The sequence below is a fragment of the Acuticoccus sediminis genome (assembly GCF_003258595.1).
Taxonomy (GTDB): Bacteria; Pseudomonadota; Alphaproteobacteria; order Rhizobiales; family Amorphaceae; genus Acuticoccus; species Acuticoccus sediminis.
This window is the reverse complement of the sequence record NZ_QHHQ01000002.1, coordinates 1,085,491-1,106,438: the sequence shown is the minus strand read 5'-3', so window position 1 is coordinate 1,106,438 and position 20,948 is coordinate 1,085,491. Positions and strand designations below refer to the sequence as shown.

20 protein-coding genes are annotated in these 20,948 nt (G+C 70.8%); 8 read left to right on the top strand and 12 right to left on the bottom strand.

Annotated elements, in window-relative coordinates; genetic code table 11:
- Nucleotides 1-62 precede the first annotated feature (62 nt).
- Genes DLJ53_RS12920 through hutI form a run of 3 tightly spaced genes read right to left on the bottom strand, consistent with a single transcriptional unit; the run spans nucleotide 63 to nucleotide 3,127 of the window.
- Complete coding sequence (locus tag DLJ53_RS12920) at nucleotides 63-938, bottom strand: LysR family transcriptional regulator (RefSeq protein ID WP_111345716.1); 876 nt, start codon at nucleotides 936-938, stop codon at nucleotides 63-65.
- Between the two features lie 30 nt (nucleotides 939-968).
- Nucleotides 969-1,859, bottom strand: a complete 891-nt coding sequence (locus tag DLJ53_RS12915) for an MBL fold metallo-hydrolase (RefSeq protein WP_111345714.1) — start codon at nucleotides 1,857-1,859, stop codon at nucleotides 969-971.
- A complete protein-coding gene (gene hutI / locus DLJ53_RS12910; protein WP_111345712.1) occupies nucleotides 1,856-3,127 on the bottom strand; it encodes an imidazolonepropionase in 1,272 nt (423 codons plus the stop codon). Before hutI ends, DLJ53_RS12915 begins: the two co-directional genes overlap by 4 nt.
- A 379-nt stretch (nucleotides 3,128-3,506) precedes the next feature.
- Between hutI and DLJ53_RS12905 the strand changes: the two genes are divergently transcribed.
- From DLJ53_RS12905 to DLJ53_RS12880, 6 genes are read left to right on the top strand one after another with little or no spacing between them, the layout of a single operon-like run.
- Entirely contained in the window at nucleotides 3,507-4,214 is a 708-nt protein-coding gene (locus DLJ53_RS12905) for a TetR/AcrR family transcriptional regulator (RefSeq protein ID WP_162409171.1), read from the top strand.
- Nucleotides 4,211-5,044: an ABC transporter ATP-binding protein gene (locus tag DLJ53_RS12900; RefSeq protein WP_111345708.1), complete on the top strand. Its 834-nt coding sequence runs from the start codon at nucleotides 4,211-4,213 to the stop codon at nucleotides 5,042-5,044. Before DLJ53_RS12905 ends, DLJ53_RS12900 begins: the two co-directional genes overlap by 4 nt.
- On the top strand, nucleotides 5,041-5,745 hold the full coding sequence (locus DLJ53_RS12895) for an ABC transporter ATP-binding protein (RefSeq protein WP_111345706.1): 705 nt from the start codon (nucleotides 5,041-5,043) through the stop codon (nucleotides 5,743-5,745). Before DLJ53_RS12900 ends, DLJ53_RS12895 begins: the two co-directional genes overlap by 4 nt.
- Nucleotides 5,746-6,603 carry a branched-chain amino acid ABC transporter permease gene (locus DLJ53_RS12890; RefSeq protein WP_111345704.1) on the top strand — a complete coding sequence of 286 codons (858 nt, stop codon included), beginning with the start codon at nucleotides 5,746-5,748 and terminating at the stop codon, nucleotides 6,601-6,603.
- 4 nt (nucleotides 6,604-6,607) lie between these two features.
- Nucleotides 6,608-7,531: a branched-chain amino acid ABC transporter permease gene (locus tag DLJ53_RS12885; RefSeq protein ID WP_111345702.1), complete on the top strand. Its 924-nt coding sequence runs from the start codon at nucleotides 6,608-6,610 to the stop codon at nucleotides 7,529-7,531.
- 12 nt (nucleotides 7,532-7,543) lie between these two features.
- Nucleotides 7,544-8,764 (top strand): ABC transporter substrate-binding protein, encoded by a 1,221-nt coding sequence (locus DLJ53_RS12880; RefSeq protein ID WP_111345700.1) that lies wholly within the window; start codon nucleotides 7,544-7,546, stop codon nucleotides 8,762-8,764.
- Between the two features lie 91 nt (nucleotides 8,765-8,855).
- Here the strand turns inward: DLJ53_RS12880 and DLJ53_RS12875 are convergent, their stop codons facing one another.
- The 9 genes from DLJ53_RS12875 to DLJ53_RS12835 all read right to left on the bottom strand — a co-directional run bounded on the left by DLJ53_RS12875 (nucleotide 8,856) and on the right by DLJ53_RS12835 (nucleotide 18,135).
- Nucleotides 8,856-9,755 (bottom strand): NAD(P)-dependent oxidoreductase, encoded by a 900-nt coding sequence (locus tag DLJ53_RS12875; RefSeq protein WP_111345698.1) that lies wholly within the window; start codon nucleotides 9,753-9,755, stop codon nucleotides 8,856-8,858.
- A gap of 142 nt (nucleotides 9,756-9,897) precedes the next feature.
- The gene (locus DLJ53_RS12870; RefSeq protein WP_111345696.1) at nucleotides 9,898-10,707 is read right to left on the bottom strand and encodes a phosphodiesterase; all 810 of its coding nucleotides are present in this window, start codon (nucleotides 10,705-10,707) and stop codon (nucleotides 9,898-9,900) included.
- Nucleotides 10,704-11,747 carry an ABC transporter ATP-binding protein gene (locus DLJ53_RS12865; RefSeq protein WP_111345694.1) on the bottom strand — a complete coding sequence of 348 codons (1,044 nt, stop codon included), beginning with the start codon at nucleotides 11,745-11,747 and terminating at the stop codon, nucleotides 10,704-10,706. Before DLJ53_RS12865 ends, DLJ53_RS12870 begins: the two co-directional genes overlap by 4 nt.
- Nucleotides 11,744-12,541: an ABC transporter permease gene (locus DLJ53_RS12860; protein WP_111345692.1), complete on the bottom strand. Its 798-nt coding sequence runs from the start codon at nucleotides 12,539-12,541 to the stop codon at nucleotides 11,744-11,746. Before DLJ53_RS12860 ends, DLJ53_RS12865 begins: the two co-directional genes overlap by 4 nt.
- 2 nt (nucleotides 12,542-12,543) lie before the next feature.
- A complete protein-coding gene (locus DLJ53_RS12855) occupies nucleotides 12,544-13,362 on the bottom strand; it encodes an ABC transporter permease (RefSeq protein ID WP_111345690.1) in 819 nt (272 codons plus the stop codon).
- A 79-nt stretch (nucleotides 13,363-13,441) separates the two neighbouring features.
- Complete coding sequence (locus DLJ53_RS12850) at nucleotides 13,442-14,449, bottom strand: ABC transporter substrate-binding protein (protein ID WP_111345688.1); 1,008 nt, start codon at nucleotides 14,447-14,449, stop codon at nucleotides 13,442-13,444.
- The gene (locus DLJ53_RS12845) at nucleotides 14,446-15,516 is read right to left on the bottom strand and encodes a LacI family DNA-binding transcriptional regulator (protein ID WP_111345686.1); all 1,071 of its coding nucleotides are present in this window, start codon (nucleotides 15,514-15,516) and stop codon (nucleotides 14,446-14,448) included. The genes DLJ53_RS12850 and DLJ53_RS12845 overlap by 4 nt, the downstream gene beginning before the upstream one ends.
- A 118-nt stretch (nucleotides 15,517-15,634) precedes the next feature.
- Nucleotides 15,635-16,885, bottom strand: a complete 1,251-nt coding sequence (locus DLJ53_RS12840; RefSeq protein WP_146619943.1) for a threonine/serine exporter family protein — start codon at nucleotides 16,883-16,885, stop codon at nucleotides 15,635-15,637.
- 344 nt (nucleotides 16,886-17,229) lie between these two features.
- Nucleotides 17,230-18,135, bottom strand: coding sequence for a sulfotransferase domain-containing protein (locus DLJ53_RS12835; protein WP_111345682.1), 906 nt, complete (start codon nucleotides 18,133-18,135; stop codon nucleotides 17,230-17,232).
- A gap of 263 nt (nucleotides 18,136-18,398) precedes the next feature.
- Between DLJ53_RS12835 and DLJ53_RS12830 the strand changes: the two genes are divergently transcribed.
- Nucleotides 18,399-20,150: a sensor histidine kinase gene (locus tag DLJ53_RS12830; protein WP_162409170.1), complete on the top strand. Its 1,752-nt coding sequence runs from the start codon at nucleotides 18,399-18,401 to the stop codon at nucleotides 20,148-20,150.
- Nucleotides 20,147-20,917 carry a response regulator gene (locus tag DLJ53_RS12825; protein ID WP_111345678.1) on the top strand — a complete coding sequence of 257 codons (771 nt, stop codon included), beginning with the start codon at nucleotides 20,147-20,149 and terminating at the stop codon, nucleotides 20,915-20,917. The genes DLJ53_RS12830 and DLJ53_RS12825 overlap by 4 nt, the downstream gene beginning before the upstream one ends.
- The last annotated feature ends 31 nt before the right edge of the window (nucleotides 20,918-20,948 follow it).

Genomic DNA, 20,948 nt, shown 5'->3' with positions numbered 1-20,948 from the left:
GAGTACAGCCCCCGACGCCGAAGAAAAAACGCATAATTCTTCAGCAGAAGTAGCGAAAAACTCTATGGTCGGCTGACCGCGATCAGGGCCTCCACCAGCAGCGCCACGAAGCGGGCGGCCGGCGCCTCCTCCAGCGAGAGCACGCCGACGCGGCGTACGAGTTGCGGCTCGCCGAAGGGTTGGCGGTACAGCGGCGGCAGGCTCTCAAGGTCGCGCTCGTCGAGCGGGACGACGGCGACGCCGAGGCCGGTGGCGGCCATGCGGGCGAGCGCCTGCTGGCTGTCGAGCTCCATTTCCTCGCGCACGCGCAAGCCCTGCCGGCGCAGCTCGTCCTCGATGATGCGCCCGGCCCAGGCGCGCTTGTCGAAGCGCAGGAGCGGCAGGCGGGTGAGGAGGGTCCTCGTGTCCACGCCCTCGTGCTCCGGCGAGGCGACGACCCAGAAGCGGTCGCAGTACGTCGGGTCGAAGTGGAGGCCCGCGGGGTAGGGCTTGACCGGCTCGGTGGTGACCGCCGCGTCGATGTTGCCGGCCTCGATCTCGCGCGCGAGCTCGGCGGACATGCCGGAGTTGACACGGATATGGAGGCGCGGGTGCGCCGCCTGCAGCCGGCTCAGCGCCTCCGGAAGTACGCCGGCGAGCGCGGTCTGGATCGCGCCGAGCCGCAACCGCCCGGCGATCCCGGGGCCGGAGGCGACGGCGTCCTTGATGGCGTCGTAGCCGTCGAGCACGCCGCGGGCATGCTCGACGGCGATCTCGCCCGCCGCCGTCAGCACCGGCTGGCGGCGGGAGCGGTCGAACAGCGTGACGCCGAACTCCTCCTCGAGCGCCTTGACGTGGAGGCCGACGGCGGACGGGGTCAGCCCCAGCGCCTCCGCCGCGCGGGCGAAGGTGCCGTACCGGGTGATGGCGACGAGGCTGCGCAGCGCACGGAGCGACAAGGTCTCATCCTGTGGTGCCTCGCGGCGGCGTCACCGGTGGGCGGCGGCGTCCGCGAAGGTCGGTTTCTCGAACGCGACGTTATCGCCGAAGCACCAGGCGACGCCATCGCACGCGGCGACGGTCGCGGGATCGAGGGCGACGGCGCCCTTGTCGAGCCAGACCGAGCCGGGGCGTCCGTTCACCCACGCGTCGGGCGGCTGCATCGTCGAGGCGCGGTGCAGCACGTCCCAGATGAAATAGTGATGCGGCACGATGATCTTCGCGCCGAGCCGCGCCGCCACCGCGTCGGCCTGGGCGTAGGAGAGGACGTGCTCGGACCCGTCGACGGGCAGGAGCGCGACGTCCACCGGGCCGATCATCTCCCAGACGTGTTCCGGCGGGTCGGGCCGGTTGTCGCCCCAGTGCAGGATCCGGACGCCGCCGGTCTCGACGATGATCAGCGAGTTGTCGAACGAGCGCCAGTTGTGCGGCGGCAGCGTCTCCATCGGCGTGAGGCTGCGGGTGAGGTTCGCCCAGTTCCAGGCATTGTGCGTCGAATCGGAGACGTGCTTGTCGGCGATGCCGGTGATCGTGACGTCGGCGAACGCGAAGGTCCCGACGAGACGGTCGAGGATGACGTTGGCCGACACGAGATGCAGCCCGTCATGGTCGAAGTGGGCGTGGGTTGAGATGGCGATGTCCACCTCCGTCTTCGGGAAGTCGTAGAGGTACCAGTCCCAGCCGCCTGCGGGGTGGTTGCGCCAGGGGTCGATCATGATCGAGACGCCCGCCGGGGACGTGATACGGAACGCCGAGGAGCCGAAGAAGGCGAGCTCGGCCGGTCCCTTCGCCTCCGGCAGCCCCTCCTGCAGGGCGATCATGTGGTTGTTGTTCTCGGCCTGGCGCCAGGCCCAGAGGCCCTCGTCCTTGCGGTCTTTCATCGGTCCATCCGGGGTTGGTCCATCGCGCTGCGATCGATGAGGCGGCCGTCCTCGACGAGGACGCGGCCCTTCTTGATCACCGTCCGGGCCGAGTTGGCGCCGAAGCGGAACGGGATGCGGGCATGGTCGGGCGTGTCGAACACGGCGATGTCGGCCTGCTTGCCGGCGGCGAGCGAGCCGATCCGGGCGTCGAGGCGCAGCGCCCTGGCGGCGTTGATGGTGGCGCCCATCAGCGCCTCGTCCGCGGTGAGGCCGGAGAGGCGGCAGGCAAAGCCCATCGTCATCTGCTGCGACAGGTGCCAGCAGACGGGGCACAGGTCGGTGGCGATGGCGACGGTGACGCCATGGTCGCAGAACCGGCGGGCGTCGACCGGATGCGGGTGGTTCACCGCCCAGTCGAAGCCGGGGAAGAAGGCGACGGCGGTGCCGGCCTCTGCGAGGGCGTCGAGGTCGTCGTCGGAGAGCATGTTGGCGTGGTCGACGGAGGCGGCGCCCATCTCCACCGCGAGCCGGGCGCCGCCGACGTTGACGCGGGCGTCGGTATGGAGCTTGGCGACGAGGCCGTGGTCGGCGGCGACGGCGAGGACGCGCGCGCACTCCTCGATCGTGAAGACGTTGGGGTCGACGTAGACGTCGCAGAAGGTGGCGAGGTTCCGCTCGGCGATCTCCGGGATCGTCTCGGCGCAGATGGTGTCGAGGTAGCGCGCGGCGTCGTCCGGCCGGGCGTGCGCCCCGAGATATGTCGGCACGACCTCGAGGCCGGATATCTCGGCGACCAGCCGCGCCGCCTCCAGCGAGGCGATGTCGCTGGCGTGGTCGAGGCCGTAGCCGGACTTGGTCTCGATGGTGGTGGTGCCGGAGAGGAGCATCTTGCGCGCGCGGCCGAGGGCGGTCGCGGCGAGCACCTCCGGCGCGACGGCCTTGTTGATGCGCTGCGAGGCGGGGACGCCCCAGACGTGGCCGGCCGCCGTCAGCCCCGCGTCGTCGAGGCCGGTCGTTCGGGCGAAGTACTCCGCGGAGCGGTCGCCCTCGAAGACGAGGTGGGTGTGGCAGTCGACGAGGCCGGGCGTGACCGTCCCGCCGGCGGCGTCCACGACGCGGGTCGCCGGGCCGGCGAGGTTGGCGGCGTCGGGGCCGACGGCGACGATGGTCTCGCCCTTCACCGCGACGGCGGCGCTGTCCAGGACGCCGATGCCGTCAGGCGCGTCGGGGTCGCAGAGGACCACGCGGCTGGCGCCGGTGATCACGAGATCGGCTGGGTCGTCCATCGGGTCTCCTCGGTCGTCCGGCCACGGGGCCGGTCGCCACACGAGGGGTAGCCGAGAACCGGCGTCGCGAAAAGCTCAGTACCTGAGCGTATTCCCGCGCATGAATTCTTGGATAATGCCGCCCGGCAAGCCGAGACTCAGCATAGGCGACAAATACTGACAGCACTTCCGCTCGCGGACATCTCTGTATCGATCCCATGCACAAATTCACGCCGCGATGACACCACGGGACGTCTTGTCCGGTCCGGCGCAAGGACATGACGGGGGCAGGACCCGGGGCGGTCAGGCGAGCGCGGTCGATCGGGCTGCCGAGAAAACAAACAGTCATGACTGCTTTTTAGTGCTGCGGTCGGTGGGCCCCCATGTCAGCTTCCGGGCCATGACATCCACTTTCGACGACGAGGCGGCCTCCGCCGCGACCGGGGACGCCGAGACGCTGGACGGCGAGACCCGGGGCGAGGACGGCAAGGAAGACGGCCGCGAACGGAAGGGCGCGGCGATGCGCGCCCGCCTGCGCGCCGCCACCGAGGAGATCATCGCCAGCGAGGGATACGACGTGGCGACCGCCGTCGAGGTGGCGCGGCGCACCGGCGTCTCGCGCGGCGCGGTGCTGCACCACTATCCGACCCGCGACGACCTCATCATCGACACCGCCCGCCACTTCTGGCGCCGCGCCAAGCAGCGCACCGCCGACCTCGCGGACGGGCTCAACGAGGGCCGCGTCTCCACCGCCGACTTCGTGCAGATGTTCTACGACGACGTCTTCCTGAGCCGCGGCATCCACACGATGCTGGAGCTCATCATCGCCGGGCGCACCAACGAGCGGATCGCCGGTCCGGTGAGCGAGATCCTCGCCGACCTCTTCCGCGCCTACGAGACCCTCGGCGAGACCGCCTTCGCCGCGCGCGGCGCGGGCGCGGACCGCATCCACGTCGTCATCACCCTGATCGGATCCACCCTCCGCGGCCTCAGGATCCAGGAGGTCGTCGACCCCGACGAGACCCGCACGCGCGAGACGCTCGCGGCGCTGGTCGAGGCCGTCGACGCGCTCCTGCCCCCGGCCGGCTCCAGAAAGGTGCGACCATGACCGACCGACCGACGGGCACCCCGCCCGGCGACCGAGCCGTGCGCACGTACGGCGAACCGGGCCTTCACCCCCGCATCGAGGCGCGCGGCCTCACCAAGCGCTTCGGCGGCGCGACCGCCGTCGACGACGTGTACCTCACGGTCGGTCCCGGCGAGGTCGTCGGCCTGATCGGCCCGAACGGGGCGGGCAAGACCACGCTCTTCAACCTGCTTTCTGGTGCGCTGAAGCCGGATTCGGGGGAACTCAACGTCAACGGCGTGCGGGCGACGCGCCTGCCGCCGCATCGGCTGGCGAAGCTCGGCCTCACCCGCACGTTCCAGCTCGCCCGCGAGCTCGACCGGCTCACCACGCTCGAGAACGTGCTCCTCGCCGCGCCGAACCACCCCGGCGAAACGCTGAGGGGCGCCTTCTTCGAGCCCCGCGCGACACGCCGGGCCGAGGTCGAGGCTACCGTGAAGGCGCGGGAGATCCTCGAGATCGTCGGCCTATCCGCCAAGGAGGCGACGCTCGCCGGGCACCTGTCGGGCGGGCAGAAGAAGCTCCTGGAGCTCGCCCGCTGCCTGATGGTCGACGCCGACACCATCCTCCTCGACGAGATCGCCGCCGGCGTCGCCCCGCACCTCGTGGAGGAGATCGCCGCCCTCGTCGAGCGCCTCAACCGCGAGCACGGGACCACCTTCGTGATCATCGAGCACAATGTCGGCATCATCCGCCGGCTCTCCAGCCGCGTCGTCGTGATGGCGCGCGGGGCGGTCCTCGCCGAGGGCAGCTTCGCGGACGTCGCCAGCAACCCCGACGTCGTCTCCTCCTACCTGGGCCAGGCGGCATGAGCCTCGTCCTTGCGAACGTGGAGGCCGGCTACGGCGGCGACCCGATCGTCCACGGCGCGAGCCTCACGGTGGCGCCGGGCGAGACGGTCGCGCTGGTCGGGCCGAACGGGGCGGGCAAGTCGACGCTCCTGAAGTCCGTCGCAGGCGTCGCCAGGGTCTCGGGCGGCACGCTCACCCTTGACGGGCGGGACCTCGTGCCGCTGTCGCCGGCCCAGCGCGCCGAGGCGGGCGCGGTCTACCTGCCGCAGGACCGCAACATCTTCCGCACGCTCACTGTGGCGGAAAACCTCGCCGCGAGCGCCTGGGGCGCGAAGGACATCGCCCGCCGCCGCGAGCGGGTCGTCGAGCTGCTGCCGACGGTGAAGGAGGTGATGCGCCAGCGCGCCGGCGGTCTCTCCGGCGGGCAGCGCCAGATGGTGGCGCTCGCGATGGCGCTGATGGCGGAGCCGAAGGTGCTCCTGGTCGACGAGCCGACAGCCGGCCTCTCGCCGCTCCTTGTGGGCGAGATGCTCGACATGCTGATCGGCCTCGCGCGGGCCGGTCTCGGTCTCCTCATCGTGGAGCAGAACGCGCGCGCCGCGCTCGACCGCGCCGACCGCGCGCTCGTCCTCGTCGACGGCCGCGTCGTGCGCGCCGGCCCCGCCGCCGAGCTCGCCGGGATGGAGGACTTCGGACAACTCTTCTTCGGCGAGGCCGCCTGAATGCAAACGCTCGTCAACGCGCTGCAGAGCGCGGCGATCGTCGCCCCCGGCGCGGTCGCCTTCACCCTCGTCTTCACCCTGTTCCGCTACGCCAACTTCGCGGTCGGCGGCTTCATCACCATCGGCGCCTTCGCCGCCTGGGTTGTGAACGCGCATCTCGGGCTGCCGCTCTGGGCCTGCGCCATCGTGGCGACGCTGTTCGGCGCCGCCGTCTTCGCTGCGGCCGACCGGATCGTCTTCGAGCCGCTGCGCGCCCGCACCGGTGCCACGTTGCTTCTGGTGTCCGTCGCGCTGTCGTTCGTACTCGAGAACGTCGTGCGGTTCTTCTTCGGCTCCGGGATCCGCGGCTTCGACCTGCCGCTCGTCGGACCGATGGTGATCGGCGGCGTGCGCATCACACGCGACGGCCTGTGGGTCATGGGCGTCTCGCTCACCGCGATCCTCGCGGTCGGCGCGATCCTCGCCTTCACCCCGATCGGCCGCGCCATCCGTGCCGTCGCCGACAATCGCTCGCTTGCCGCCGTGCGCGGCCTGCCGGTGGGCCGGGTAGAGCTCGTCACGCTGCTGCTGGCGGGCGGTCTCCTCGGCCTTTCCGGCACGCTCGTCGGCGTCGACCTCGCGATCGACCCGCACCTCACCTGGGCGGTGACGATCCCCGTCATCGCCGCGGCGATCTTCGGCGGGCTCGGCTCGCCGCTCGGCGCCGCGGTCGGTGCGGTCGTCATCGGTCTCGCCGAGGAGATCACCGTCGCGTCCATCTCGCCGCCCTACAAGGGCGCCGTCGGCTTCGCGGTGATCGCCCTCGTTCTCGTCTTCCGCCCGCAGGGTCTGCTGGGCGCCAAAGTGGACAGGAAGTAGCGCCATGGACGCCTACCTTGTCGCCATCCTCACCGTCGCGGGGATCTACGTCATCCTCGCCCTCGCGCTGAACCTGCAATACGGCTTCACCGGGCTGATCAACTTCGGCATCGTCGGCTTCTACGGCCTCGGCGCCTACGCCAGCGGCATCGCTACCGAGACACTGGGCCTGCCGTTCGTCCTCGGCCTCGTCATGGCGCTCGCGGTCGGCGCGCTCTCGGGCGCGGCGGTGGCGCTCCTGTCGCTGCGCCTGTCGGGCGACTTCCTCGCCATCGTCACGCTGGGGTTCGCCGAGACCGTCCGCCTCGCCCTCAACAACGAGGACTGGCTCACCCGCGGCCCGCGCGGCTTCATCATCATGACGCGCCCGGTGTTCGACGGCCTCGGCCGGTCGGCGACCTCCTGGTTCATCCTCGGCGTGGTGGCGCTGGTGGCACTCGTCGTCCTCCTCGTGATGGTGCGCCTCGCGCGCTCCGCCTACGGCCGCGTGCTGCGGGCGATCCGCGAGGACGACCTGGTCCCGGCGACGCTCGGCAAGGACGTCTTCGTCTACCGCCTGCAGGCCTTCGTCATCGGCGCGATGATCACCGCCGCCGGAGGCTCCCTCTACGCCCATTACACGCAGACGATCACGCCGGAGAATTTCACGACGCCGATCGCCATCCTGGTGTGGATGAGCGTCGTCGTGGGCGGTGCCGGCAACAACCTCGGCGTCGTCCTCGGCGCGCTCGTCGTCACCGCGATCTACGAGGGCACGCGCTTCCTCGCCCCCTGGCTCGGCTTCCTCGACGCCGAGCAGATCTCGGCGCTGCGCTTCGTCGTCATCGGCAGCGCCCTCATCATCGTCATCCGCTACCGGCCGGAAGGGCTCCTGCCCGAGCCGCGCCACCGGCCGGTCGTTCCCGCCCCCTCAGCCCCCGCACGATAAAGGACCGTCCTCATGGAGATTACACGCCGTCTCTTCGTCACCGGCTCCACGGTCGCCCTCGCGACGCCAGCCCTCCTGCGCTACGGCCGCGCCCAGTCGGGGCCCATCAACATCGGCTCGCTGACCCCGCTGTCGGGCGGCGGCGGTCCCTACGGGCCGGAGAAGGCGAAGGCCCACCGGACGGTGGTCGACCTCGTCAACGCCAACGGCGGCGTCATGGGGCGGGAGATCAACCTCATCTCGGAGAACACCGAGACGAACCCGGAAGCGGCGGTGCGCGCCGCCCGCAAGCTGATCGACGCCGACCGGGTGTCGGCGATCATCGGCACCTGGGCCTCGTCGGTGACGCTCGGCATCATGCCGCTCTGCCAGGAGGCGAACGTCGTCCAGATCTTCACCGGTTCGTCGGACTACCTGCCGGACGGTGACAAGAAGGGCCTGTGCTTCAACCTGCAGCCGCTCAACGCGGCCTGGTGCGTCGCCCTTGCGGGCCTCGCCATGAAGGAAGGCTTCGACAAGATCGCATTCGCCGGCCCCAACAACGACTTCGCCGCCTCGATGGGCGAATCGTTCGGCGCCGCGCTCCAGAAGGACGGCGGCGAGATCGTCGGCGAGCCGTTCTACTACAACCCCAACCAGGCATCCTACCGCGCGGAGGCCGAGCGGCTCATCGCCACCGGCGCGCCGGCGCTCTTCATCGCCGGCTACGTGACCGACTTCACGCCGGTCTACCGCGAACTCGTGCGCGGCGGCTACACGGGGCAGATCTTCACCCTGTCGTTCGCGGTCGGCCCGCAGTTCAAGGAGGCCGTCGGCTCTGCGGCGGACGGCATCCTGCACGGCGCTCCGGTCCCGCCGGTCGGCAAGGACGCCTACGATGTCTACCTGAAGCTCGTCGGCCTGGAGCCGAACGGGCAGGTGCAGAACCCCTACGGCTGCGCCGCGTACGACGAGATCAACGTCCTGCTGCTTGCCATCGAGAAGGCGAAGTCCACCGACCCCGAGGCGGTCGTGAAGGCCGTGTTCGAGATCGCCAACGCGCCGGGCGAGCGCGTGACGACCTTCGCCGACGGCAAGGCGCTGATCGAGAACGGCACCGACATCAACTACGACGGTGCCAGCTCCTCGGTGGAGTTCCAGGAGAACGGCATGCTGAAGAGCCGCGACTTCGAGCTCTACCGCATCGAGGGCGGCAAGGACGTTCCGGTCCAGCGCATCACCAGCGGCGGGTGATGCCGGAGCGGCCGGCAGTCGACTGCCGGCCGTCTCGTCCTGATCGGCCCGCACCGCGGGTGCGGGCCCGGGTCGCTCTGGTCCTGGTCGCTCAGTCCCCGTCCCCGCCCGGCCGCGCGTCGTGGACCATCGAGAGGGCGGGGAAGTAGTTCGCGCCGTACCCGGCGTCGCGCGCCCGTTCCAGACGGTGTCGCGCGGTCTCGGCACCGTGGGCGACGATCCCCGCGTCGCGGGCGAGCTCCAGCGCGTAGGAGAGGTCCTTCAGGGCGTAGTTCGTGGAGAACGCGCCCTCCGGAAATGCCTGCGGCACCATGGACTTCAGGCCGTGGTTGCGCAGCGCGAAGCTGTCGGCCGACCCCTTCGACAGGGTGTCGAAGAGGAGGCCGGGGTCCATCCCCGCCGACCTTCCGAGCGCCAGCGCCTCGGAGAGCGCCACGACCGTCTCGAACAGAACCATGTTGTTGAGGATCTTGGTGACCTGCCCGCAGCCGACCGGGCCGCAGTGGGTCACGTCCGACGCCGCGTGGTCGAGCAGCGGCCGCACCCGCGCGAACACCGCGTCGCTCGCCCCGACCATGATCGACAGCGTGCCGTCGATCGCCGCCTGCCGCGTCCGGGCGACCGGCGCGTCGGCATAGTCGACGTCCAGCGCCGCCAGCCGCTCCGCCATCTGCCGCGTCAGCGCGACGGGCGCGGTGGACAGGTCCACCACGGTCAGCCCCTCACGCGCATGCGCGGCGATCCCGCCGGGGCCGGTGATCACCGCCTCGACCTCCGCGCCGCCCGGCAGCGACAGGAAGAGGACGTCGACGGTCGCGGCGAGCGCCGCCACGCTCTCGGCCCGCTGCGCGCCGGCCTCGGCCAGCCGGGCCATGGGCGCCTCGGCGAGGTCGAGGACCTGGAAGGGCGCACCCGACTTCGTCAACATGTTCCGGCAGATGGGTTCCCCCATCACACCGAGCCCGATGAAACCGACGCTGTTTTCGGTCACGCCTTCTCCTCCCGTTCTTGTCGACCGGGCCGCTAGTTCCTTCGCGGTCCGGATCCCCCGTTCCCGCGAACATGCGGCCGGAGGTCCCGGGGATCATCGCGGCGCGCCGCGCTCTTGGCTACCCGTACCGGACAGGCGGGTGTCAGACGAGCTCGCCGTCCTCCTGGAAGAAGGGGAAGGGGCCGGCGAAGGCGCCGATCGGTGAGAGGTGGGAGACGTGGTGCCAGCCGTCCGCCTCCCGGGTGACGACGTGGAGGAGGACACCCGGCGGCTCGAGGTGGAAGGTCGCCGGGCCGTCCGGCGAGAGGTCGAGGCTGACCGCATGCGCGGGGGACGGCGCGATCAGCGTCCGCCTGCCGCCGACGGTGGCGCTGATCATCCGGTGCACGTGCCCGCAGCCGACCGCGAGGAGACCGTCCGCCGGTGCGATCGCCGCCGCGAGCCGGGCCGCCTCGTGGCAGTTGTTGCGGTCCATGTGGGCGATCCCCGTCAGGAATGGCGGGTGGTGCAGGAAGAGCAGGGACGGGCCGCCGGCCAGCGCGTCCGCGACGTAGCGGCAGCGCTCCTCGGTGGCGAGGCCGTTCGGGGCGCCGGGAATGGTGCTGTCCATCATCACCAGCCGCAGCGGGCCGACGTCCACCGTATGGCCGAGGCCGGCGCGCGCCGTGTCGCCGGACGGGAAGGCGTCCCAGATCAGCGCGCTGTCATGGTTGCCGGGGATGACGTGGAGCGGTACGCGCAGGGGCGCGATCAGGGTGCGGAAGGTCTCGTACTCGGCCGCCGTGCCGTAGTCGACGAGGTCACCCGTCAGCACCACCGCGTCCGGCTGGAGCGCGTTGAGATGCTCGACCGCGCGGGCCAGGAACGACGCGGTGTCGACGCGACCGTAGGCGAAGGCGCCCCCCTCCCGGATGTGCGTGTCGGTGAGCTGGGCGATGACGATCGGCTTCATGGAAAGACTTTGATCCTGTCGGGGGAGAGGGTGAACCCGATCCGCTCTCCCGCGGCGACCGGATGGTGCGCGGGGACGAGGATGCGGATCGCGGAAAGGCCCTTCAGCGTCACGAGCTGGCCGGAACCGAGGTAGACGACCTTCGCCACCTCGAAGGCAAGCCCGTCCCCGGCGGCGCCCGGGGACGGGTCGGCGAGGGCGGCGTCGTCGGGGCGGAAGTGGATAGTCGCGGGCCCGTCGGCGAGGCCCTCGGCGGCGATGCTCCCGTGTTCGGTGTGGAAGCGTCCGGCCGCGACGCGCCCCTCGATCCGGTTGGAGACGCCGACGAACTCGGCCACGAAGCGGGAGGCGGGGGCGGCGTAGATCTCGCGCGGGGTGCCGATCTGGGCGATTCGCCCCTTCTCCATGACGGCGATGCGGTCGCCCAGCATCATCGCCTCGGCCTGATCGTGGGTGACGTAGATCGAGGTGATCGCGAGCGAGCGCAGCAGCGCGTCGATCTCCCCGCGCAGCGTCTCGCGCAGGTTGGCGTCGAGCGCCGTCAACGGTTCGTCCAGGAGGAGGAGGCGCGGCTTGACGACGAGCGCGCGGGCGAGCGCGACGCGCTGGCGCTGGCCGCCGGAGAGCTCGGTGATGCGCCGCCCGGCGAGCTCGCCTATGCGGCAGAGCTCCAGGTAGCGGGCCGCCTCCTCGCGCCGCGCCGCCTTGCCGACGCCCTTCACGCGGAGCCCGTAGGCGACGTTGTCGATGACGTTCATGTTGGGGAACAGCGCGTAGGACTGGAACACCATCCCGACCTCGCGCCGTTCGATCGGCAGCGCCGTCACGTCCCGGCCGTCGAAGAGGATGCGCCCGCCCGCATCCGGCGTCTCCAGGCCGGCGATCAGGCGCAGCAGCGTGGTCTTGCCGCAACCCGACGGGCCGAGGAGGACGAGCGTCTCGCCGCGCGCTACGGTGAGGTCCGTCGGATGCAGCGCGCGGGTGCCGTCGGGGAAGGTCTTCGCGGCCGCGGCGACGGTGATCTCGGCCCCGGCGCTCATCGCGGCGCCCCCTTGCGCACGGGCCGCGTGGCGCCGATCCGCTGGATCGCGACGAGGAGGGGGATGATCATCACGAAGAAGATGAGCGTGTAGGCCGAGGCGATTTCGAGGCGCATCGAGGCGTAGGAGTCGGCAAGGCCGACGGGGAGCGTCTTCGTCATCGGGGTGTGGAGCATCCAGGTGAGGTTGAACTCGCCGAGCGACAGCGTGACCACCATGAGCGCGCCGGCGACGATGCCGGGCCGCGCGTTGGGCACGATCACGGTGAGGAAGCGCATCCACGGCGAGGCGCCGAGCGAGGCGGCGCCTTCCTCCAGGGTGCGCGCGTCGATCGACTGGAGGACGGCCATCACCGCCCGCATCATGAACGGCAGCGTATAGAGGACGTGGCCGACGAGGATGAAGGTCCAGGACGCGCGGAAGTCGCGCACGCCGCCGTAGACCAAGAGCAGGGCGAGGGCGATCGCGAGGCCGGGCACCGCGACGGGAAGCGTCACGATCTCCTCGAACACGCGCGACAGGCGAGACGGGTTGCGCACCAGGAACCACGCGGCCGGAACGCCGATGAGGAGCGTCACGACGAGCGTCGCCAGCGCGATCTGGAGCGACAGGCCGATGGTCCCGGCGTAGAGGCCCCACACCTCGGCAACCCACTTCAGCGTCATGCCGGAGGCGATGCCGCGCATGTAGTTCGCGGTCACGCCGGCGGCGATGGACATGGCGACCGGCACCATCAGGAAGGCGGCGACGAGGAGCGTCACGCCGAGCTGCAGGACGAAGGCTGTGCGGCGCATGTCTAGCCCGCCGCCGCGACGGTGGTGCCGGCGACCGAGCGGGCGACGGCGAGGACCATGAAGGTGACGAGGCCGAGGACGATGGAGAGCGCCGCGGCCGCCGCGAAGTTCGCCTGCAGGGTGAACTCGGTGTAGATCAGCATCGGCAGGACGTCGATGTCGGTCGCCAGGGTGAAGGCGGTGCCGAAGGCGCCCATCGCGGTTGCGAAGGCGACGGCGCCCGATGCGATGAACGCCGGCATCAGCGCCGGGAGCGTCACGTCGCGCAGGATCTGCCATGGCCCGGCGCCGAGCGAGCGCGCGGCCTCCACCACCTCGCGGTCGAGTTTCTCGATCCCCGCCATTACCGTCAGCAGGACGCGCGGGATCGAGAAGTAGAGGTAGCCGAGGAAGAGCCCCGTCATGGAGTAGGCGAAGACGATCCGCCCGGCGCCGAGCGACATCCCGACGCTGGCGAAGAGCCCCTGCCGCCCGCCCAGCAGGATGATCAGGAAGCCCACCACGACGCCCGGAAAGGCAAGCGGCAGGGTGAGCGCCGAGAGGAGCACCGCGCGGCCGGGAAAGACGTGCCGCGACAGGAAGAGCCCGACGACGGTCGAGATCGCGAGCGTCGCGACGGTGACGAGGGCGGAGAGGAGGACCGTGGCGCCCATCACCGCCGCGTGGCGGGGGTTGGTGAGCACGGTGAGGTAGGCGGCAAGCCCGTCCTCGCCCGAGGCGCCGACGAGCGCCAGCCGCGTCATCGGGACGAGGAAGAAGGCGAGGGCGAAGGCGAGACCCGGCAACGCGAGGGCAAGGTCGAAGGAGAGGGAGCGGCGCATCGTCAGGGTCCGTCGGCCGGGCCGGGCGTCGGCCCGGCGGGAAGGGGAGCCTCCCGCCGGGGACGGGAGGCCGGTTGGTTCAGCGCACCTCGTTGAGGTAGCGCTCGCCGAAGCCCTGCTGGACGGCTTCCATCCTGGCGTAGTCGACGGCTTCGGCGCGCGCGTAGTCGCTGGCGGGGAGGAACTTCGAGGCGACCTCCTCCGGCAGGTCGATCGGGCGCGAGGGGCGCAGGAACGCGTTGGTCCAGATCGCCTGGCCCTCGTCGGACATGATGAAGTCGAGCACCTTCTTGCCGGCCTCGGGGTGCGGGGCGTCGGCGACGAGGCTCATCACGTACGGAACGGTGATCGTCTTCTCGCACGGCAGCACGAACTCGAAGTTGCCGTCCTCGGTGTACTTCGCCCGGTAGGCGTTGAAGTCGTAGTCGAACTGGATGGGGATCTCGCCCGACACGGTGCGTGCGTAGGCGGTCTGCTTCGGCACGATCGGGTTGTTCTCGGCGAGCGCCTTGAAGTACTCGATCGCCGGATCGAAATCATCCAGCGTGCCGCCGTGGGCGATGTTGATCGCGACGGCCGAGGCGTAGCCGACGAAGGCGCTCGACGGGTCGAGATAGCCGACCATCCCGGAATATTCCGGCTTCAGGAGGTCGTCGAAGCACTGCGGCACCGGCACGCCGCCCAGCGCGTCGACGTTCACGAAGAGGCCGATCGTGCCGGAGTGCACGGCGAACCAGCGACCGTCGGGGTCCTTCAGCCCGTCCGGAATCTCGTCGAAGCCGGTCGGCTTGTAGGCGGTGACGAGGCCCTGCTCGGCCGCCTTGATGCCGGTCGTGACGCCGTAGTAGGCGACGTCGGCGACCGGGCTCTGCCGCTCGGCGACGAGCTGGGCGAAGGTCTGGCCGGAGTTCTTGTTGTCGAACGGCATGTCGATGCCGATCCCGGACTTGATCGCCGCCAGCATCGACGCCCAGTCGGCCCACTGCGGTGGGCAGTTGTAGCAGATCGCGTCCTGCGCCCTGGCGTCGGCGGGCTGGAACACGGCGAGCGCGAGGCCCGCTGCAAGAAGGGTCGCGGAAAGCTTCATGATATGGGGTTCCCGGTGAGGTCCTCGGCCGGCGCGGCTCGCAACGCGGCGGCCTCGTGGTTGCTCCGGGGGCTTGCGAGCGACCCGCCGGGGCGAAAGGTGTGCGGCATGATGACGGTCGCGGGTTCGCGCGCCCCGGTCATCAGCTCGAAGAGGAGGGAGACGGCCTGCCGGCCCATCGCGGCCGCCGGCTGCTCGATGGTCGCGAGCGACGGCGCGATCAGGCGGCCGATGTCGATGCCGTCGAAGCCGGCGACGGAGAGGTCGTCCGGCACGACGACGCCGAGGCCGCGCGCGGCCGCGATCACGCGGATCGCGAGAAGATCGTTGGAGCAGAGGAGGGCGGTCGGGCGCGGCGCCTCGTCGAGGACCGCGGCCACCGCCGCGGCGAAGTCGGCATCGCCGCCGAGGAAGGGGACCTCCACCGCCGGCAGCGGCGCCAGCCCCGCCGCCTCCATCGCGTCGCAGTATCCGCGGTAGCGGATGCGGGCGCGGTCGGACGAGCCGAAGGCGCCGGAGACGTAGCCGATCCGCGTATGCCCCAGGCGCAGCGCCTCGCAGGTGAGCTCGGCGGTCGCCTGGCGGTTGTCGACGGTGACCGCCGCCGTGCCTGCCTCCGCCGGCTGGTTGTAGAGGAGGACGAAGGGCACGTTCGATTCGGCGAGCCTCTCGCGCGCGGCGCTCGCGACCGGGTCGGTGACGGTCAGGAGCACGCCCTCGACACCGCGCGAGAACAGCGCGCGGACAGCCTCCGCGTCGCGGGCGGGGTCGTAGCTGGAGGTGGTAACGATGATGTCGAACCCGCGCTCGCGCGCCGCCTCCTCCAGCCCAGCGAGCGAGGAGGCGAACACCGGGTTGGTGATCGACGGGATGAGGACGCCGAGCGCGCGGGTCTGCTTGGTCTTGAGGCTGCGGCCGATGGTGTTGACCTCGTAGCCGAGGTCGGCGACGGCGGCCATGACGCGCTCGCGCATCCCGGCCGTGGTATGCGGCGAGCCGTTGAGGACGCGCGACACGGTCGAGATCGCGCACCCCGCCCGCTCCGCCACATCCTGGATGGTCGCCATCGAAGTCCCCGCGCGCCCTGTTGCAAACGTTTCCACGCCGCAATAGCGACCGTCTTTATCAGCCTGATGACAGCGCGAAGCAGCCCCGCCTTTTGTGTCGGTCGGGGCAGTCCGGCCGTCACATCTGCTTGCGGCCGAGCGAGGAGAGGACGAGGCCGACACCGACCGAGACGGTGAGGAACACGGTCGTGATCACCAGCGACAGCGTCTCCGCGACCAGCGCCGGCGAGGCGCGGGCGCCCTCGGCCATGATGTGGAGCCCGCCCGCCGCGGCGCGGAAGGCGAACGAGCCCGGGATCATCGCCACCGTGCCGGCGAAGGCGAAGGTCGTCCACGGCATCGCCAGCCAGCGACCGGACAGGCGGGCGAGGAGGCCGGCCACGAACGCCGCGACGAGCGTCCCGAGCGCGAGGTCGAGCCCGGCGCCGAGGAGTATGGTGCGCACGCCGTGGCTGACGCCGCCGCACAGGACGCACGCCAGCACCGCCCGCCCCGGCACGTTGAAGAGCATCGCGTAGCCGACCGACGCCAGCCCCGCGAAGGCGAAATCCTGCCACAGCGGGATCGAGAGGCTGGCGATCTCCACCGGCAGCGGATCGCCCACTGCCATCGCCGCGAGGATCAGCGCAAAGCCGATCGCCAGTACCGTGACGGTCGCCGTCACCAGACGGAAGAGGCCGACGCCGGTATGCCCCGCCGCGAGGTCACCGACGCCGTTGATGAGCGGCACGCCCGGGACGAGGATCATCCCGGCGGCCACGAGGCACATGATCGGCGACACGTCGGGCACTGCCCGCAGCATGAGCGCCCCGGCGAGGCCGCTGAGGAACGCGGTCGCGAAGGCGGCGACCACCGGGTGCGCGTGCCGTCCTGCGAAGTACCGGCGGAAAGCGGTGTTGAGGACGCCGGTCGCGAACGCGGCCGCGACGACCGGCCAGTCCCCGCCGAAGAGCCGTACCAGAGAGGCGGCTGTGCCGCCGACCGCGAGAGCGACCAGCCAGCCGGGATGCAAGCCGGCGGACTGCTCCAGCGCGTCGATCCGGCGGTCCGCCTCGGCGAAGTCGATCCGTCCGGCCGTCACCTCGGCGGCGATCTTCTCCAGCGCGTCGAAGCGGCCGACGTCGATGCCCATCCCGGCGATGGGCCGGCCGATCCGCGTGCGGTAGGTCTCCGAGGACGAGACGCTGAGGAGGAGGCGCTCGCCGTTGATGAAGAGCTCCGCGCCGACCCCGAGCCCTGCGGCGATCTCCTCGACACGCCGCCGCACATGCTCCGCGCTCGCCCCGTAGACGAGGAGGAGGCGCCCGGTGCGCAGGACGAAATGGCCGATGCCGTCGATATCGGCGGGAGGGCGGGTCTCGGCGGTCATCTCGGCGGGGCCTCGGGCGATGTCGATCCCGCGCACCCGGGCGGGCGCCGCAGGGGGCGCCGGCAGGCGTTCCCGCCCGCCGCGAGACCCGATCCGCAGGTTGGAATCATCCCGGCCAGCGTCGGCAAACCGGCGCCCCTGGTCAATGGCTCCGCGGGGGGCATCCGGCTGCCGTGTGCCGGCCCGTTGTCAGGCGCCGCACCACATGGCCGCCAGGGCTCGGCAAGTGTTCCGCAGCGTTGCGCTCGCGGCGGGGCGCGCAGCGTGACCGCCGCCCGTTCGGCGGACCGGCGCGAGCGGCACGCACGGGGGACGGGCGTGCCGCCACCCCGCGCGCGGCGGGTTCAGAGCTTGCCCGTCGCGAGCCACGCGGCGCACCGGGGGCCGAGGTTCTCGAGGGCGCGGCTCTCGTAGGCCTCGATGTCGGCCGGCGTGAGGACGTCGCGCCAGCGGCCGTTGGTGCCCTTGTGGATGAACGTCCTGGCGCCGCCGTCCCAGAGCGCGCCGCCGAGCGGGGCGCTCCGGTCGGCGTGGTCCTTCATGTACTCGAAGCTGCAATGCTCGAGGATCGCGGGCCAGCGCGTCTCGTCGATCGCGATGTCGAGGAACTCGGCGATGCGGCGGATCTGGCCGGGCATGTCGGCCTTCAGCTCGGCGAAGTGGACCAGGAGCACGTTGGGCAGGTCGCGCACGTCCCACCACGAGCGGATATTCTCCCAGAACGGCCAGAACGGATGCCCGTCACGCTCCAGCCAGTCGGTGAAATACTCGCGGATCGAGGCCGGCGGCGGCTCGATCGGCGGCCCGACGCGGCCGGGCGTGTCGTTCAGCGCGGCGTAGAAGGTCGCATTGGCGTTGGCGTGGTGATTGTACAGGCTGAACAGCACGTCCCGCCCGTCCCGGCCGATGTAGATGTACTTGGCCTTCGGCGAGAAGACGAGCGCGTCGACCGGCAGGTGCGTCTTCAGGAACCGGCGGTGCGTCTGGGCCTCCACGGCGGCGAGCTTGACCGCCTGCGGCGGCACGCGCAGGTCGAGCCAGGGCGACAGCTCGCCCACGTCGATGTCGGTGGCGCCGTTGAAGATGAGCTGGCCGATGATCTGCTGCGTCCAGGTCGTGCCCGACTTGGCGTAGGTGCCGATGATGATGTCGTCGTCGCGAAACCGGAAATTGTTCCAGATCGTTGAATCAAAGTGATGATTATGGAGTTCACGCTGCTTTCTCGGCGCGAGGGGCGATGACGCGTTCACAATCCGTCTCCCAATCCATGGTGATGGACACGGCAGGTAGGAGCGCACTGTTTCCGGCGGGTTTCGCGACACTTCGATCGCGTTTCTTCAATGAAACGTTCCTGTCACCCGGTGGACGGCGTGGTGCGGCGTTGTTGCAACCCGCACGGGCGCGGCGTAAATTGCGCCGCAGTTGAATAAGAGAACGCTGGTAAGGTTCGCACGGATCCAGGCAGGGCACCTCGCCCTGCCTCCGCTCGCTCGGTGTATAGATGTTGGGAAGCGTGGAACCCTCTCCGGTCGATGCCGACGATCAGTTCATCTCCATCATCGACAATCCGCCGGAGGACGTGCAGGCGGGGACGCCTCCGTGGAAGGTGGCGATCATCGATGACGACAGCGCCGTCCACGACGGCACGCGCTTCGCGCTGCAGAACTTCCGGCTGAACGGACGGGGACTCGAGTTCCACTCGGCGGCGTCGGCGGCGGCGGGCCGCGACCTGCTGCGCGACCAGCCGGACGTCGCCGTCATCCTCCTCGATGTCGTGATGGAGAGCGATGAGGCGGGGCTCGACCTCGTCGACTACGTGCGCCGCGAGCTCTCCAACGAGGCCGTGCGCATCATCCTGCGGACGGGCCAGCCGGGCCACGCGCCCGAGCAGCGGATCGTCGTCGACTACGACATCAACGACTACAAGGCCAAGACCGAGCTCACCGCCGAGAAGCTCTTCACCACCATGACGGCCGCACTGCGCAGCTACGAGCAGCTTCAGCGCCAGACGCGCATGCGCCAGGGCCTCGAGGTGATCGTCGGCGCCTCGGCGACGCTCCATCGCGCGCGCACCCTGCGCGAAATCGGCGAGACGGCGCTCCGCCAGATCGCGCGGCTCGTCGATTCGGGGCCCTCGGGCCTCTTCCTCGCCGACACGCAGGTGACCGGCGACCTCTCCGTCGTCGCCGGGGAGGGACGCTACCGGGGCATCGTCTCGACAGCGGCGCTCGAGGCGCGACACCCGTCGCTCGCGCGTGCGGTCGACGCGGCGCTGGTCGGGCGCGGGACCTTCTGCACCGACGGCGTGTGCGTCGGGCACGTGCCGATGAGCAACCGCAACGTGGTGATGGCGTTCGACCTCGACCACCAGCTCTGCGAGGCCGACGAGACGCTGATCGCCGTCTTCCTCGCGCGCCTCGCGACCGCGCTCGACAACGTCACCCTCTACGAGGCGCTCGAAGAGGCGAACGCGGTTCTGGAACAGAAGGTGATCGAGCGTTCGGCCGCGCTGACCGCCACGAACCAGCGGCTCGAGGCGCAGACGGCGGAGCTGCGCCGCGTCAACGCCTTCAAGAACGAGCTGCTCGGCATCGTCGCCCACGACCTCAAGAATCCGCTCTCGGTGATCCAGGGCCGGACGGAGATCCTCACCGAGATCCTCGGCGAGGCCGGCGACCGGGCGCACCATCAGCTCAGGGCGATCCGCAACAGCGCCGACCGCCTCGCCGCGATCATCGACGAGCGCCTCGCCGAGGTGCGCCGCGACGCGCCGGAGATGACCCTGCGGCCGCGCGACTTCGACGTCCTGGCCCTCGTCGAGCGGATCGCGGAGGCCAACAGCGCGCACGCCAGCCGCAAGCGCCAGACGCTCGCGATCTCGGGCGACACGGCGCTGATGGTCCACGCCGACGAGGACCGCATCGCCGACGCGGTCGACAACCTCCTCAGCAACGCCGTGAAGTACAGCCCCGTCGGCAGCACGGTCGGCGTATCGGTCGTGCGGGAGGGGCCGGAGGCGGTGGTCAGGGTGACCGACAGCGGTCCCGGCATCGCGGCGGCGGACCGCGCGCGCCTGTTCCACCCGTTCCAGCGCCTGTCGGCGAGCCCGACCCATGGCGAGAGCTCGACCGGGCTCGGCCTCTACAGCGCCAAGCGGATCGTCGACCTGCACGGTGGGCGGATCGGCCTCGAACGCAGCGTCGAGGGGGAGGGGGGCGGCAGCACCTTCTTCCTGTCCCTCCCGCTCGCCCCGGTACCGCGATGAACAGCGCCACTCTCAACCCGGCGACCGTGCCGGACAGCCAGGTCGACACCGCGACCGTCGTCGTCGTCGACGACGACGCGGCGACGCGCGCGATGCTCGCCGACTATCTCGAGGACAACGGCCTCAAGGTCGTGTGCTGCGACGGGGGACCGGCACTGCGGGCCATCCTCGCCACGACGCGGCCCTCGCTGGTGGTGCTCGACCTCAACATGCCGGGCGAGGACGGCCTCTCGCTGATCCGCTTCCTGAAGGCGACCGGCGACGTGCCGATCATCATGCTGACGGCCTCGGCGAGCCTCGTCGACCGCGTCGTCGGGCTGGAGCTCGGCGCGGACGACTACATCGCCAAGCCGTGCGAGCTGCGCGAGCTTCTCGCCCGCATCCGCTCCGTTCTGCGCCGCTCGGGCAGCATCCGGGAGGAGGGCGTCCCTCTGCCGGCGGCGCCGGCGACGCCGAACCGCACGGTGCGATTCGGCACGAAGAGCCTCGACCTCGACGCGCGCGTCCTCGTCGACGGCGAGGGGATCGAGCATGCGTTGACCGCCTCGGAGTTTCAGCTCCTCAAGGCGTTCGCCGAGCATCCGCGCCGCGTCCTGTCGCGCGAACGGCTCCTCGAACTCGCCCAGGCGCGCGACGCGGAGGCCTTCGACCGCGCGATCGACGTGCGCATCACCCGCATCCGCCGCAAGGTCGAGCCCGACCCGCGCCGGCCGCGCGTCATCAAGACGGTGCGCGGCGGCGGCTACGTCTTCACCCCCGAGGCGTGATTGTTTCGTCCCGCGGACCGGCGAAGAAACA

Excerpts from the sequence above, each read along its gene's own strand:
- DLJ53_RS12915 (WP_111345714.1), bottom strand. The coding sequence starts at position 1,859 with ATGAAAGACCGCAAGGACGAGGGCCTCTGGGCCTGGCGCCAGGCCGAG.
- hutI (WP_111345712.1), bottom strand. The coding sequence starts at position 3,127 with ATGGACGACCCAGCCGATCTCGTGATCACCGGCGCCAGCCGCGTGGTC.
- DLJ53_RS12905 (WP_162409171.1), top strand. The coding sequence starts at position 3,507 with ATGACATCCACTTTCGACGACGAGGCGGCCTCCGCCGCGACCGGGGAC.
- DLJ53_RS12900 (WP_111345708.1), top strand. The coding sequence starts at position 4,211 with ATGACCGACCGACCGACGGGCACCCCGCCCGGCGACCGAGCCGTGCGC.
- DLJ53_RS12895 (WP_111345706.1), top strand. The coding sequence starts at position 5,041 with ATGAGCCTCGTCCTTGCGAACGTGGAGGCCGGCTACGGCGGCGACCCG.
- DLJ53_RS12890 (WP_111345704.1), top strand. The coding sequence starts at position 5,746 with ATGCAAACGCTCGTCAACGCGCTGCAGAGCGCGGCGATCGTCGCCCCC.
- DLJ53_RS12885 (WP_111345702.1), top strand. The coding sequence starts at position 6,608 with ATGGACGCCTACCTTGTCGCCATCCTCACCGTCGCGGGGATCTACGTC.
- DLJ53_RS12880 (WP_111345700.1), top strand. The coding sequence starts at position 7,544 with ATGGAGATTACACGCCGTCTCTTCGTCACCGGCTCCACGGTCGCCCTC.
- DLJ53_RS12870 (WP_111345696.1), bottom strand. The coding sequence starts at position 10,707 with ATGAAGCCGATCGTCATCGCCCAGCTCACCGACACGCACATCCGGGAG.
- DLJ53_RS12865 (WP_111345694.1), bottom strand. The coding sequence starts at position 11,747 with ATGAGCGCCGGGGCCGAGATCACCGTCGCCGCGGCCGCGAAGACCTTC.
- DLJ53_RS12860 (WP_111345692.1), bottom strand. The coding sequence starts at position 12,541 with ATGCGCCGCACAGCCTTCGTCCTGCAGCTCGGCGTGACGCTCCTCGTC.
- DLJ53_RS12855 (WP_111345690.1), bottom strand. The coding sequence starts at position 13,362 with ATGCGCCGCTCCCTCTCCTTCGACCTTGCCCTCGCGTTGCCGGGTCTC.
- DLJ53_RS12850 (WP_111345688.1), bottom strand. The coding sequence starts at position 14,449 with ATGAAGCTTTCCGCGACCCTTCTTGCAGCGGGCCTCGCGCTCGCCGTG.
- DLJ53_RS12845 (WP_111345686.1), bottom strand. The coding sequence starts at position 15,516 with ATGGCGACCATCCAGGATGTGGCGGAGCGGGCGGGGTGCGCGATCTCG.
- DLJ53_RS12840 (WP_146619943.1), bottom strand. The coding sequence starts at position 16,885 with ATGACCGCCGAGACCCGCCCTCCCGCCGATATCGACGGCATCGGCCAT.
- DLJ53_RS12825 (WP_111345678.1), top strand. The coding sequence starts at position 20,147 with ATGAACAGCGCCACTCTCAACCCGGCGACCGTGCCGGACAGCCAGGTC.